Annotated in this window: 12 protein-coding genes; 4 read left to right on the forward strand and 8 right to left on the reverse strand. The window is 62.8% G+C overall.

Translation table 11 applies throughout. From position 1 onward, the window contains the following. Window positions 1-31: 31 nt before the first annotated feature. Complete coding sequence (locus HCR76_RS11975; protein ID WP_166990674.1) at window positions 32-625, reverse strand: TetR/AcrR family transcriptional regulator; 594 nt, start codon at window positions 623-625, stop codon at window positions 32-34. 150 nt (window positions 626-775) lie between these two features. On the opposite strand from HCR76_RS11975, the gene HCR76_RS11980 reads away from it, so the two are divergent. Beyond that, window positions 776-1,798 carry an aldo/keto reductase gene (locus tag HCR76_RS11980; RefSeq protein WP_166990677.1) on the forward strand — a complete coding sequence of 341 codons (1,023 nt, stop codon included), beginning with the start codon at window positions 776-778 and terminating at the stop codon, window positions 1,796-1,798. 78 nt (window positions 1,799-1,876) lie between these two features. Further along, a complete protein-coding gene (locus HCR76_RS11985) occupies window positions 1,877-2,428 on the forward strand; it encodes a hypothetical protein (RefSeq protein ID WP_166990680.1) in 552 nt (183 codons plus the stop codon). Window positions 2,429-2,443: 15 nt separating this feature from the next. Here the strand turns inward: HCR76_RS11985 and HCR76_RS11990 are convergent, their stop codons facing one another. Beyond that, complete coding sequence (locus tag HCR76_RS11990) at window positions 2,444-3,037, reverse strand: GNAT family N-acetyltransferase (protein WP_198248047.1); 594 nt, start codon at window positions 3,035-3,037, stop codon at window positions 2,444-2,446. 73 nt (window positions 3,038-3,110) lie between these two features. Here HCR76_RS11990 and HCR76_RS11995 point away from each other — a divergent pair, with 73 nt between their 5' ends. Continuing rightward, window positions 3,111-4,292, forward strand: coding sequence for a low temperature requirement protein A (locus HCR76_RS11995; protein ID WP_166990683.1), 1,182 nt, complete (start codon window positions 3,111-3,113; stop codon window positions 4,290-4,292). 74 nt (window positions 4,293-4,366) lie between these two features. Further along, window positions 4,367-4,789: a VOC family protein gene (locus HCR76_RS12000; protein WP_166990686.1), complete on the forward strand. Its 423-nt coding sequence runs from the start codon at window positions 4,367-4,369 to the stop codon at window positions 4,787-4,789. Between the two features lie 39 nt (window positions 4,790-4,828). Here the strand turns inward: HCR76_RS12000 and HCR76_RS12005 are convergent, their stop codons facing one another. Genes HCR76_RS12005 through HCR76_RS12030 form a run of 6 tightly spaced genes read right to left on the reverse strand, consistent with a single transcriptional unit; the run spans window position 4,829 to window position 12,340 of the window. Beyond that, window positions 4,829-6,091 carry an FAD-binding protein gene (locus HCR76_RS12005; protein ID WP_166990689.1) on the reverse strand — a complete coding sequence of 421 codons (1,263 nt, stop codon included), beginning with the start codon at window positions 6,089-6,091 and terminating at the stop codon, window positions 4,829-4,831. Beyond that, entirely contained in the window at window positions 6,088-6,762 is a 675-nt protein-coding gene (locus HCR76_RS12010) for a phosphatase PAP2 family protein (protein WP_166990692.1), read from the reverse strand. The genes HCR76_RS12005 and HCR76_RS12010 overlap by 4 nt, the downstream gene beginning before the upstream one ends. A gap of 47 nt (window positions 6,763-6,809) precedes the next feature. Next, entirely contained in the window at window positions 6,810-9,113 is a 2,304-nt protein-coding gene (locus HCR76_RS12015; protein WP_166990695.1) for a beta-xylosidase/alpha-l-arabinosidase, read from the reverse strand. 51 nt (window positions 9,114-9,164) lie between these two features. After that, window positions 9,165-10,034, reverse strand: coding sequence for a carbohydrate ABC transporter permease (locus HCR76_RS12020; protein WP_166990698.1), 870 nt, complete (start codon window positions 10,032-10,034; stop codon window positions 9,165-9,167). Then, window positions 10,034-11,044: a carbohydrate ABC transporter permease gene (locus tag HCR76_RS12025; RefSeq protein ID WP_166990700.1), complete on the reverse strand. Its 1,011-nt coding sequence runs from the start codon at window positions 11,042-11,044 to the stop codon at window positions 10,034-10,036. The genes HCR76_RS12020 and HCR76_RS12025 overlap by 1 nt, the downstream gene beginning before the upstream one ends. 12 nt (window positions 11,045-11,056) lie before the next feature. Then, window positions 11,057-12,340 carry an ABC transporter substrate-binding protein gene (locus HCR76_RS12030; RefSeq protein ID WP_166990703.1) on the reverse strand — a complete coding sequence of 428 codons (1,284 nt, stop codon included), beginning with the start codon at window positions 12,338-12,340 and terminating at the stop codon, window positions 11,057-11,059. Window positions 12,341-12,511: the final 171 nt, after the last annotated feature.

Raw genomic sequence — 12,511 nt, forward strand, 5'->3', positions numbered from 1 at the left:
CTGCATTCCAATTTCGGCCGTATGTACTGGATTAAGGGGCGAGCCTGGGCTGCACTTGGAGTCCCGCGATGAGCACGCCAACGAGAATGCGGGCCTCATAACGATCGTCCCCACCCGAATACGCGCACAGGTTTCCGACTCCGAGCATGAGGCTATATGCCTCGATGTCGACCAGCACTTCCCCTGATTCCTTGGCCGCCGCGAGCAAGTCACCGCAAACAGGCTCGAGACGGTCGATGAAATATGCGTGGGGCCCCTCGTATCCCTTGCCGTCATTCCGCATTGCACTCGCGAGCCCGTGCTTCGTGACGAGGAAATCAACAAAGAGATCAACCCATTCCACCAACGCCGCATACGGCGATTCAGCACTGCCGAGCAACCTCGGGCCCGCTTCAGCGCAGTCCTCGACTTGATGCCGATATACGGCAATCACGAGGTCTGATCGATTCGGAAAGTGCCGATAGATCGTACCTGTTCCCACGCCCGCCTTCTCGGCGATCCGGCGCACCGGCACGTCAACACCGCACTCGACAAAAAGGGCGGCCGCAGCCTCGAGAAGAACCACTTCATTCCGCTGAGCATCGGCACGCTTTGCTCGCGTCGCCCGCTGCGCTACGTCTGCCATCGCTGACCTCCACAGAACCTCTTGCTTAATCGGAACATTGTTCCGTATAGTTAACGGAACAACGCTCCGCTTACCCATGATGGCAGATCCAACGCTGTCGAGCCAGTGGGAGCGGGGTGAGTCACACCAACATCTCACACGGGAGACCATATGCATTACCGCACTCTGGGCAGCACCGGCATCCGCATCAGCTCGCTTTCACTCGGTGCCATGAACTTCGGGCAGATTGGCGACGTGGCACAGGAAGAAGCCACGGCGATCGTGGACACAGCGCTTTCTGCCGGCATCAATCTGATCGATACGGCCGACATGTACGGCCACGGCGACTCTGAGGAGATCCTTGGCGCTGCGATCGCCGGGCGACGCGACGATATCGTGCTCGCCTCCAAGGCAAGCCTTCCGATGAGCGACGAGCTCAACCATCAGGGGGCTTCACGTCGCTGGCTCACCCGCGCACTCGACGACAGCCTCCGACGACTCGGAGTAGACCACCTCGATCTGTACCAGGTACATCGCTGGGATCCGACAACAAGCGATGAGGAGACGCTCTCGGCACTGACCGACTTTCAACGCGCGGGAAAAATTCGACACTTCGGCACGTCGACGTACCCGGCGTACAAGCTGGTCGAAGCCCAGTGGGCGGCAAAGGAACGCGGACTGAGTCGCTTTGTCACCGAGCAGATGTCCTATTCGATTCTGCAGCGCGGCGTCGAGGAACACGTGCTCCCCGCAGCGCAAGGCCACGCTCTCGGCGTACTCGTGTGGAGTCCTCTCGCCGGGGGTTGGCTGTCGGGCGCGATCCGGGAGGGCGCGAAGATGACGACGCGGAGATCCGGCATCATGACTGACCGGTTCGAACTCACCGTACCGAAGAACATCGCGAAATTAAGTGCCGTCGAGAGGCTGTCACGCGTGGCAGACGACGCCGGACTCACGATGATTCAGCTCGCGCTCGGATTTGTCACCGCACACCCAGCAGTGACAAGCGCACTGATCGGACCCCGGACGCGTGCCCACCTCGACTCACAGTTGGCCGCGGCAGACACCGTCCTCACGAATGACGTACTGGATGCGATCGACGACATCGTGAAGCCGGGGCTCGACCTCGCTCCCGATGAGAAAATAGACACTCCCCCATCGCTGACGAACTCCGCACTCCGCCGCAGAAACTGACAGCATCGCTTGTCGTGTCCTCCAAAGTGAGGACACGACAAGCGCGTCGATCCGTACCAAGATAGACAGGGAGGATCAATGGGGGAAACGGCGCTGATGGAGTCAACCGTCGTGCGGACACGACGGTCTCTGCTGTGGCAGGGGCTGCTCGTCGTAGCCGTCATCACCGTGCCGCTCTTGCTCACCCTCTACTGGCTCGCCGTTCCCGTCGGGGCCGGCTGGTGGGTTCTCACCGCCCAGGTTCTGCTGATGGTTGTTCTCGGCATTGTCGCTGTGCGTTTTGCCATGATGAAGGTCACGATCTCGGCATCCGCGCTCGGTATCGTGCCGTTCTTCCTCCGAACGCGGGACGTTGAGCTGATCGACGTCGCCCGTGCGATCGTGCTGCGCCTGCGACGCACCGGCGCCACCGATCCCGTGCTGCAGATGTTTGTGCTCGACAGTGACGGCGCCCTGCTGCTGCGTATGCGCGGTGAGTTCTGGACGGATGAGTCGATTAACCAGGTGGCATCTCGGCTCGTTACCGCTCCCGTCGAGCACGTGCAGAACACAGTGACGCTTGATGAACTGCAGCGTTCGAATCCCGACATGCTCACGTGGTTCGAGCGGCGGCCGCAGCGCAGCCGTTGAGCTCAACGCACCGGCTCAGAGCGTCATGCCGAAGGTGACGCTGCCGTCATCGCGTTCGAGCTCGTGGAATCCGACGCGCTCGTAGAACGCGATCGCCCCGACGTTCGTCGCGCCCGCTGTCAGGTGGAGACCGGTGACTCCACGTTCTCTCAACTCCGCAACGAGCGTATCGATCAGGCGACGCCCCAGGCCCTGCCCCTGAGTGGCGGGAAGCAGGTCGATATGCAGGTGAGCGGGGTAGGCGTCAACATCGCTGACCAGCATCCTCGCTGGATTGGACGCCGATTCAATCAGCCCGCGCTCCCCCGGCGTCTCCGATGTGCTCGGTAGATAGCGGCCGGCAACCTCGGGCCACCACGCATCGGCGAACCAGCGCGCGAAATCGCGTGTGTCTGCCGTGGCGACGAGGTACCCGATTGCGCGTTCGCCGTCGTCGACAATCCACGCGAGCCCCGGGTCGTGCCGAATATACGGCACCGCGTACACGTCTGGCAGCAGAGTGTCTCTCGAAAATTTTCCCGTCGCATCACCGCCGCCGTCACCCGTGCGCACGCAGATGTCAATAACGTCATTCATGTCAGACGGGCGATAGGGGCGGATGCTGCTCACACAGCGAGTCTACGGGCGCAAAGCGCGCGCGTCGCAGCACACGACTGGGCCTGGGTGCGCAAGACTATTCGCCATGCGCACTCGTTTCGGCCTCATTCGCATGAACCCACGCGATCCGTCGCAGCCGAACCGTGTCGCGAGTCCGCTTGAGCTGTTCTTCGACCTGGTCTTCGTCGTCTCTGTCTCGCTGTCGTCGTCCCACCTGCATGCCGCAGAGGCCGACGCGCATATCGTCTCGGGTGTCGGCTCGTACCTCATGGTGCTTCTCGCCGTGTGGTGGGCGTGGATGAACTTCACCTGGTTCGCCACGGCGTTCGACACCGACGACTGGTTCTACCGTCTGCTGACGATCGTGCAGATGTCGGGAGCTCTCGTTCTCGCTGCCGGCACAGGCAGCGCCATGACCGAGGGCGACTTCACGATTATGACCCTCGGCTACGTCGTGATGCGGCTGCCGATGGTGGCTCAATGGCTGCGTGCCGCAGCATCCGTTCGCCATCTGCGCCAGACGGCGCTGGTCTATGCGATTGGCATCATGATCATGCAGATGCTGTGGATTGCTCGGCTCTGGCTGCCCGAGCAGGGCGGCGTCGTGTCGTTTCTGGTGCTGATGGGCGGTGAGCTGGCCGTGCCGATTATCGCCGAGCGACGTCGCCAAACTCCGTGGCACCCCGAGCACATCACCGAGCGCTACAGTCTGTTTACGCTCATTCTCATCGGGGAATCCGTGCTGGCGTCCGCGAATGCCGTGATCGACTCCGTGGAGCACACGGCGCACCTTCCCGCGCTGATCATCGTCGCGGTGTGCGGGCTCATTCTCACCGCGGGAATGTGGTGGACGTACTTTGCGCGTGAGCATTCAGACAGCATCACAAGCTTTGGCTCGTCACTCATCTTCGGCTACGGGCACTTCGTTGTCTTCGCCGCGGCGGGCGCGCTGTCGGCGGGTATCGAGGTGGCGATCGACGTCGATACCAACGCCGCCGACATCACGGGAGTTGCTGCGGCTGCCACACTCACCGTGCCCGTCAGCCTTTTTCTGCTCGGCACGTGGGCGCTCACGTTGCGCCACGTGTTGAGCCGTGTGACCAACGTCGTCATCGTGACGCTGGCTGTGCTGATCGGGCTGTCTGCGCTGGTTCCCTTCTCACTGCCCGTCGCCGCCGTATGCATGGTCGCGCTCATCGCCGTGCTCGAAGCCTCGCGCAACGCGGATCGCAACACGCGCATCGAGCAGGGCACGATGTCACTCTGACTGCTTCACGCTCTCTTCTTCTCTGAGCCGCCACATCGTGCGACGATGGACGAAAAATCGCGAGAGGATCTCTCATGTCACTGTCGACAGCGCCGTACATCTCGTTCCCCGGCACCACCGCCGAGGCAATGGCGTTCTATCAATCCATCTTCGGCGGAGAGCTGGAGGTGCTTCGCTACGACGGCATGTCAACCGAGGGGTTCCCCGTGCAGCCCGGGCCGGATGCTGTCGCCCACGCCAGCCTCACCGGCGGCGCGCTTGACCTGCGTGCCGGAGACGAGATCGGCGACGACCTGCCGTCAACGCTCTCACCCGTCTACTCGATTCTCGCGATGACCGACACCGTGCCCGAGGCCGAGGCGCTGATCGAGACGTTCACCGCGGCAGGAGGAACCATCGAGCTGCCCTTTCTGCCCGCGCCGTGGGGCGACACGTATGGGCAGGTGCGCGACAACTTTGGGGTGATGTGGCAGGTGCTCACCCCTGGCTCCGCCTGATCAGCTGCGCGCCCAGAGCGTCCAGTGGTCGCAGGCGCGTCAGACGTCGCCGAATGCGCGTGTGAGAAAGTCGTTGCGAAAGACGCCGTTGGGGTCGTAGCGATCGGCCACATCCCGAAACTCGGCGAGCTTCGGGTACGCCGCGTGCAGAGCTTCCGCGTCGGCGACAAACAGCTTGCCCCAGTGCGGGCGGGCTCCAAGCGGCAGCAGACGCTCTTCCAGGTCAGCGAGCAGCGCTTCCACCTCGGCCTGTGCGGGCAACCACGTGAGGTGCAGCCCCACGACATCGTGCCCATACGCCGGGCTCAGCCAGAGCTCGTCAGCTGGAATGGTGCGAATCTCATTCACCTGCAGCAGCGGCGCAACGATCGGTGCCAGCTCGCGCATGACGTTCAGAGCCTCAGCGATGCGCGTGCGCGGCACGAGGTACTCGGTCTGCAGCTCGTCGCCGTTCGAGGGCGTGAAGTCGAGTCGAAAGTGCGGAAGCCTGTCGATCCACGCACCGGGCTCCCCGAGCTGCGCCGTGCAGAACTCTGCCGAGATGCCCGGCAGCGGGTGACGGGCGACAGTGGCCGGGCGGGCGCCGAGCACCCCCGCTGGCGCTGGCGCGTCAGCATCCGTTCGCCTCTTCACCCACACCTGATCGAGAGTGTCGGGGTCGCGCCACGTGGTGAACATGCTGACGCTGTACCCCATGCTCGTCACCTCGTCGAAATCGGTGAGCACTCGTTCGAGTGAGAGCTTCTCGTAGACGTGCTGCGACACCTCGAAGGTCGGCTCAATGTCAAGTGTCACGCTCGTGACGATGCCGAGTGCGCCAAGCGAGACGACAGCCGCTGCAAAGTCGTCGTCTCCGCGCCGCAGCGTGACGATCTCGCCCGCTGCCGTGACAAACTCGAGCCCCGCGACGGCAGCGGCAAGCGCCGGTACACGATCTCCCGAACCGTGTGTTCCCGTCGCAATGGCCCCGGCAACGGAAATGTGCGGAAGCGAGGCGAGGTTCGACAGCGCCCAGCCCGCACGCTGCAGCTCGGCTCCGAGTTCTCCGTACCGTGTACCCGCCCCGACGGTGACGGTGCGGGACACCTCGTCGATGACGGAAGCAGAGTCAAGACGCGATGTCGCGAGCAGCACTCCCTGGGTATCGGCGATCGTGTTGAAGGAGTGCCGTGAACCGACCGCACGCACCTGCGACGCGCCGGAGAGCGCCTCTTGCACCTCGCTGACGGTAGCGGGGGCGACGATGCGCTCAGCCCCGTAAGCGAGGTTTCCCGCCCAATTCCTTCCGACGTCGAGTGTCATCTCGGGCTCCTCTGGTGGCGCGGCCGTAGTTGTTCTTTCAAGAGCGGAACCCCGAGCGCAGCCCACGCAATAACGGCGACGCACACGCCGATGAGCGTTCCCGCAAGCGTGTCGGTGATCCAGTGCGCTCCGAGATACGTGCGTGTGAATGCCATGACGACGATGCCCAGAACTCCCACGACCCAGATCCACGTTCGGCGAAAGACGATCCCGAGCACCACAGCTATGGTCGCGGCGTTCGCCGTGTGCCCAGACGGAAACGAGCCGTGGTCTGACACGACGAGCATGTCGAGGGGACGCGCGCGCCCGACCAACTGCTTCACTCCCTGCACCGCGGCAGCGCTCAGTCCGAGCGAGAGCAGCCAGTAGATTGCGGCGACCGGCTTGCGCGTGAGAACGAAGGCGGCCGCTCCGCCGAGGGGAATGATCACCCAGGCTATGAGCCCTCCGCCAAGAAAGTTCATGACGAAGCTGATGTGCATCAGAATGCTGTTGGGGCTCTCTCGAACAGACGTCATCCACTCGGCATCCGCTTCGAACGGCGTGCCGCGCAGCAGGACGAGTCCGGCCAGAGCCGCAACGAGCAGCACGGCGACGAGCGCTCCGATCAGCGGCCAGAAGCGTGCCACCTTCGTGTGCGCGAGCAGGGCCTCGTCACGGGTTCGATACATAGACCTATCTTGCCAGTAGCTCGGGATGCCGTCGTGCCGCCGTGCGTCTATACGGAGACATTGCTCGTCACCTCCGTGTGTACGACGCGCTCGTCAGCGCCGGTGATCTCGTATGTCTCGCCCGTGAGTTCAACGCTCGTCTGGGTCTCGCGATCGTCGCACGACGACCCGACCCACAACTGGATGCGCCCGGGCTCGACGACCTTGCGCATCTCCCGATCGGTGAACGCGAGCCGCGTCGGCGGCACCTGGAAGGAGACCTCGACGGAATCGCCCGCATCAAGTTCAACGCGAGCGTAACCCACAAGCTGCGCGACGGGGCGCGTCACACTCGCGTGCTCGTCGTGTGCGTAGAGCTGCACGACGTCGGTGCCACGACGCTCCCCCGTATTGCGCACTGTGACGCGAGCGGTGAACGTCGCTTCTGTGAAGACCACCATGTCGTCGACGACGAGCGCCGTGTGCTCGAACGTCGAATACGAGAGCCCGTATCCAAAGGGCAGCACGGGGTCGCTTGTCGCCGTCGTGATATCTGTCGTTCCTCCGAGTGCGGGGTGCAGGTAGCTGTACGGCTGGGCTCCAGCCGAACGAGGAAGCGACACCGGCAGCCTCCCCGACGGGTTCACCCGCCCAGACAGCACACCGGCAATTGCGGTGCCGCCCTCTTCACCGGGGAAGAATGCCTGCACGACGGCACCCGGCCGTGTGCTGCCCGAGATCGCCCAGTCGATGGCGTACGGACGGCCGGTGAGCAGCACGAGCACCACGGGAGTTGCTGTGGCGACGACGCGCTCAACGAGTTCCCGCTGCACTCCGGGCAGCTCGAGGCTCTCAGCATCGTTGCCCTCGCCGACCGTTCCGCGGCCGAACAACCCGGCGCGATCTCCCACCACAACGATCGCCACGTCGGAGTCGAGCGCGGCGGCAACGGCTTCGTCGATGCCGAAACGGTCAGTTCCCGTGACGTCACTTCCGTGCACGACAGTGATCTCTGCACCTGCAAGTTCGTCGGCGAGCGTGTCGGCAACCGACGGGATATCGAAGCCGACGGGCACCCCGGGGTGGTGGGCCAGCACGTGATTCGCAAAAGAGTAGCAGCCCATGAGCGCTTCAGAGGAGTCCGCGTTCGGTCCGATGAGAGCGACGCGCTTGCCCGTGGTCTGCGCGAGCGGCAAGGTTCCGTCGTTGGTCAGCAGAACAATTGATTCTTCGGCGAGCCGGCGGGCGACATCGCGGTGCTCGGGTGAATCGAGGTCGACGGGTTCCGGTGTAAATGTGAAATCGTCGTCGAGAAGCCCCAGCTCTTCCTTCTGCGCGAGGACGCGTAGAACGGCACGGTCGACGATCGATTCGTCGGTGACACCTGCCCTGATGCGCTCGGCAAGCGGTTCGAGATAGGCGTCTCCCGTTGGCAGCTCGATGTCGATGCCCGCGGTCAGCGCAAGCTCCGCGGCTTCCCCCTTACCTCCGGCGATTCCGTGCATCAGATGAAGGAACGCGACGGAAAAGTAGTCCGAGACGACGACGCCGTCGAACCCCCATGTTGCGCGCAGTAGCTCCTCAAAATAGGCGGGGTCGGATGCCACGGGCACGCCGTCGATCTCAGCGTACGAGTTCATCACCGAGCGCACTCCGCCGTCGCGAACGGCCATCTCGAACGGTGGAAGCAGAACATCGGCGATCTCACGTGGCCCCGCGTGCACGGGCGCATGGTTTCGTCCCGACTGGGATGCCGAGTACCCGACAAAGTGCTTGAGCGTCGCGTGGACGCCTTGCGACTGCAAGCCGCGAACGTACGCTGTTCCGAGCATCCCGACAACATACGGATCTTCAGAGATGCACTCGTCCACGCGACCCCAGCGCGGATCGCGCACCACGTCGAGAACGGGCGCGAGACCCTGATGGATGCCGAGAGCGCGCATCGATTCGCCGATGCGGCGGCCCATCTCTTCGACGAGCTGCTCATCGAACGTGGCACCCCACGCGAGCGGGGTTGGAAATGTCGCTGCCTTCCACGCGGCCAGACCCGTGAGGCACTCCTCATGCACGAGAGCCGGGATGCCGAGGCGGGTCTGCGTGCGCAGTCGATTCTGCTCGCCTGCAAGCCACGTCGCGCGCTCCGCGGCATCCACTGGCCTCGTGCCGTACACGCGGGTGAGATGCCCGATGCCATGCGGCGTTGCCTCGTCATATTTGCTCGACGTCGCCATCTCATCGGCCATGGGCGCTACGACTTCGCCACCCTGGTCAACCCAGAATCCGACCAGCTGTGCAAGCTTTTCTTCGAGCGTCATCCGAGCGTGCAGTGCCTGCACTTTCTCTGTTGGCTGCGGCATCTCGAAGTGACCCATGTCTCTTCTTCTCTTCTCTTCTGTGTTGCGTAGACGTGTGTGCATATCGGTTCAGCCCTTGACCGCCCCGGTGAGCCCGCCGACGATGCGCCGTTCGAACAGGCTGAAGAACACGAGCGCAGGAATCATCGACAGGGAGGTGAAGGCGAGAACCTTTGCCGTGTCGACGGCGTACTGAGAGGCGAACGCCTGCACCCCGAGCGGAAGCGTGAAGGTCGCCGCGTCATTCAAGATGAACAGCGGAAGAATGTAGCCATTCCAGCTGCCGATGAAGGCGAGGATGCCCGTCGTTATGACGCCGGGGGTCGCCAGCGGAACGACCATGCGCCAGAAGAACCCGATGCGGGAGCATCCGTCGATGAATGCCGCCTCCTCAAGCTCTCGGGGTATCGCGCGAAGGAAGGGCACGAGAATGATGATCGTCACCGGCAGCGCGAAGGCGATCTGAGGAAGGATCACTCCGACGAGAGAGTTCATCAGCCCCAGGTTCTTGATCACGATGTAGAGCGGTGTGATCGCGACGGTGATGGGAAACATCAGTCCTGCAGCAAAGAGCGAGTACAGGATGCCGCGGCCGCGAAACGGGTATCGGGCGATGACGTAGCTCGCCATCACGCCCAGCACGACGGCGCCGAGCGTCGTCGCGACGGCCGCGATCGTTGAGTTGAGCACCTGGTGCCAGAACACCGAGCCGAAGAGCACGTCGAGATAGTTGCCGATCTCCCACGGCGCGGGGAACCCGGACGGGTCCGTGGTGATCTGCGCGTTTGTGCGGAAGCCGCCCAGAATGACGTATGCGATCGGCGCGAGCATGAGCGCGATCACGATGAGCGCGATGAAATAGACGACGGGGTTTCCCCAGCGCAGCTTCTCGCCCGCACGTCGCGGTGATAGCCGTGGACGAAGCGTAGTGGTGACCATCACTTCTCACTTTCCGTAATCGCGCCCTCGGTGTCACGTCTCATGACGAAGCGCTGGTAGAGAAGGGCAATGACAAGGGAAATGACGAACATGACAACGGCAACGGCGTTTCCGAAGCCGTAGTTACCCGAGTTGCGGCCGCTCGCGACCATGTACGTCGCCATTGTCGATGTTCCGGCCGTCGAGGCGATGTATTGTCCCCACACGATGTAGACGAGATCGAAGAGTTGCAGCGATCCGATGATCGACAGGAACGCCCAGATGCGCAGTGTCGGCCCGAGGAGCGGCAGCGTGATGCGGCGTTGAATCTGCCAGAAGGATGCTCCGTCGATCTGAGCAGCCTCGGTGAGCTCTTCGGGGATTCCTTGGAGCCCGGCGAGAAAAATGATCACGGCGAAGCCGATGTACTTCCACGTGATGATCAGCATGAGCGTCCACATCGCGATGGCCGGATCAGAGAGCCAGTCCTGCGCGAGGGCGCCGAGCCCAATCTTCTCCAGAAAGCCGTTCAGAGCGCCGGCCGACTGCAGCATCAGCCCCCAGCCGGTTCCCACGACGACCTCTGAGATCACGTACGGAATGAAGATGAGAACGCGAATGAGCGATTGGCCTCGCATGCGTCGGTTGAGCAGCAGTGCAAGCAGAATGGCGGCGGGGCCCTGCAGAACGAGCGAGAGCACGACGATGATGCCGTTGTGGCTCAGCGCTTCGAGAAATGCGGAGTCCTGAAAGATAGTGAGGTAGTTCTGCAATCCGACGAAATCGGTGGGTGCTCCGTAGCCCTTCCATCGGAAGAAGCCGTAATAGGCAGCCATTGCGACGGGGAAGATCACAAACGACAGGAACATGACAAGAGCGGGGCCTACGAGAACGATGATCTCGAGTCGAGTCCTCCAGCTCTGCCCTTTCGAGCGGCGCCGTGCGGGGGCGGGCACGATCGTGCCCGCCCCCGTCGACTCATCGATTGCGTTCACGCGTCGCTGTGACGGTGAGTGCGTTCGAATGGTCATTATTGATGCGCCTTAGCCTTTCTTCGCGGCTGCGGTCACGGCATCGATGATGCCTTCCGGCGTGCCGTTGCCTGCCAGAAGGTCGACGACGGCGACGTTCAGAGCGTTACCGACGTTGAGCCCGTATACCGTGTCGAGCCACTGCGAGACGAACGGGGCTTCGTTGTATGCCTCAATGATCTGCTTGAGGTAGGGCTCGGTCACTGCTTTCTGCGCCTCGGTGTTCACCGGTGGCGCGTTGAATGCCTTGTAGTAGTTCTCTTGAACATCGGCCGTTGCCAGGTAATTGAGAAACTCGACGCACTCTGGAGGCGCCGTTGCCGAGCAGGAGTACCCGTCGACGCCGCCCATCATCGAGCCGGGCTCACCGTTTCCACCCGAGATCTCGGGAAATGGGAACCAGGCGAGGTCAGCGAGAGGCTTCTCGTCTGGAGTGAGCGAGCCGATCACGCCCGGATCCCAGGCGCCCATAAGCTCCATGGCAGCCTTGTGGTTCGCGACGAGTCCCGCTGAGCTTCCGGCACCCTGCTGGGCGGATGTGGTGAGGAAGCCCCCGTTGAAGGGCTCGTTCGATGCGAAGTCTTCGAGGTCTTGCGCCGCCTTCAACCAGCATCCATCGCTGAAGTCCATGTCATCTGCTGCCGTCGCCATCGTGTCTGACGAGCACTCGCGCAGCGAGAAGAAGTAGAACCAGTGCGCCGCGGGCCACGCGTCTTTCGCACCGAGAGCAATGGGGGCGACGCCGCTGTCCTTGAGCTTTTCGACGGCACCGACGAGATCGTCGATGGTCTCGGGATTCTCTGTGATCCCGGCGTCGTCGAACAGGTCCTGACTGTAAAACATGCCTCCGGGCAGAACTGCCATCGGCATCGCCCATATCTTGTCGTCAAATGTCTCGGCCTCGAACGTCTCCTTCGATATCTCGCTTGTGGCCGAGTCCGAGACCTCGTCCGTCAGATCCATCAGCTGGCCTGCTTCGACCATGGCTGCCATTTTTCCGCCGCCGCGCTGCAAGAAGATGTCGGGTGCGTTCCCTGAGTTGAGTGCTGTCTGGAGCTTGCCGTCGAGATCTTCGTTCTGAAGCGCCTGAATCTTGATTGTGACGCCATCATGGTCTTTTTCAAATGCTGCGGCAGCATCGACCCAGAACTGCTTTCCTGCGCCGGTCGTTGAATTGTGCCACAGCGTCATCTCTGTGCTGCCGTCATCTGCCGCGCCGGTTCCACTGCAGCCGCTGAGCAGGAGTGCCCCTGCCGCGAGTGACGCGGACGCGGCGAGCCATCGCTTGGTCTTCATGTCTCACCTTTTCTCTTCATTGAGCGCATCCCTCATCAGAAGGGACGACGCGGTGCTGCGCCAGCGATGGGGGATGCTGACGCCACACGATCCATGCTTTCGCTGCTGTGCTCGCACGATCGAGTAGGTCGATACTGACAACGCCTCAGAAGGTTGTCAAACGTTTTCGAA

It is taken from the genome of Paramicrobacterium chengjingii, from assembly GCF_011751765.2.
Classification (GTDB): Bacteria; Actinomycetota; Actinomycetes; order Actinomycetales; family Microbacteriaceae; genus Paramicrobacterium; species Paramicrobacterium chengjingii.

Bases quoted from the DNA above. Each gene is read 5' to 3' on its own strand.
- HCR76_RS11975 (WP_166990674.1), bottom strand. From the start codon at position 625: ATGGCAGACGTAGCGCAGCGGGCGACGCGAGCAAAGCGTGCCGATGCT.
- HCR76_RS11980 (WP_166990677.1), top strand. From the start codon at position 776: ATGCATTACCGCACTCTGGGCAGCACCGGCATCCGCATCAGCTCGCTT.
- HCR76_RS11985 (WP_166990680.1), top strand. From the start codon at position 1,877: ATGGGGGAAACGGCGCTGATGGAGTCAACCGTCGTGCGGACACGACGG.
- HCR76_RS11995 (WP_166990683.1), top strand. From the start codon at position 3,111: ATGCGCACTCGTTTCGGCCTCATTCGCATGAACCCACGCGATCCGTCG.
- HCR76_RS12000 (WP_166990686.1), top strand. From the start codon at position 4,367: ATGTCACTGTCGACAGCGCCGTACATCTCGTTCCCCGGCACCACCGCC.
- HCR76_RS12005 (WP_166990689.1), bottom strand. From the start codon at position 6,091: ATGACACTCGACGTCGGAAGGAATTGGGCGGGAAACCTCGCTTACGGG.
- HCR76_RS12010 (WP_166990692.1), bottom strand. From the start codon at position 6,762: ATGTATCGAACCCGTGACGAGGCCCTGCTCGCGCACACGAAGGTGGCA.
- HCR76_RS12015 (WP_166990695.1), bottom strand. From the start codon at position 9,113: ATGGGTCACTTCGAGATGCCGCAGCCAACAGAGAAAGTGCAGGCACTG.
- HCR76_RS12020 (WP_166990698.1), bottom strand. From the start codon at position 10,034: ATGGTCACCACTACGCTTCGTCCACGGCTATCACCGCGACGTGCGGGC.
- HCR76_RS12025 (WP_166990700.1), bottom strand. From the start codon at position 11,044: ATGACCATTCGAACGCACTCACCGTCACAGCGACGCGTGAACGCAATC.
- HCR76_RS12030 (WP_166990703.1), bottom strand. From the start codon at position 12,340: ATGAAGACCAAGCGATGGCTCGCCGCGTCCGCGTCACTCGCGGCAGGG.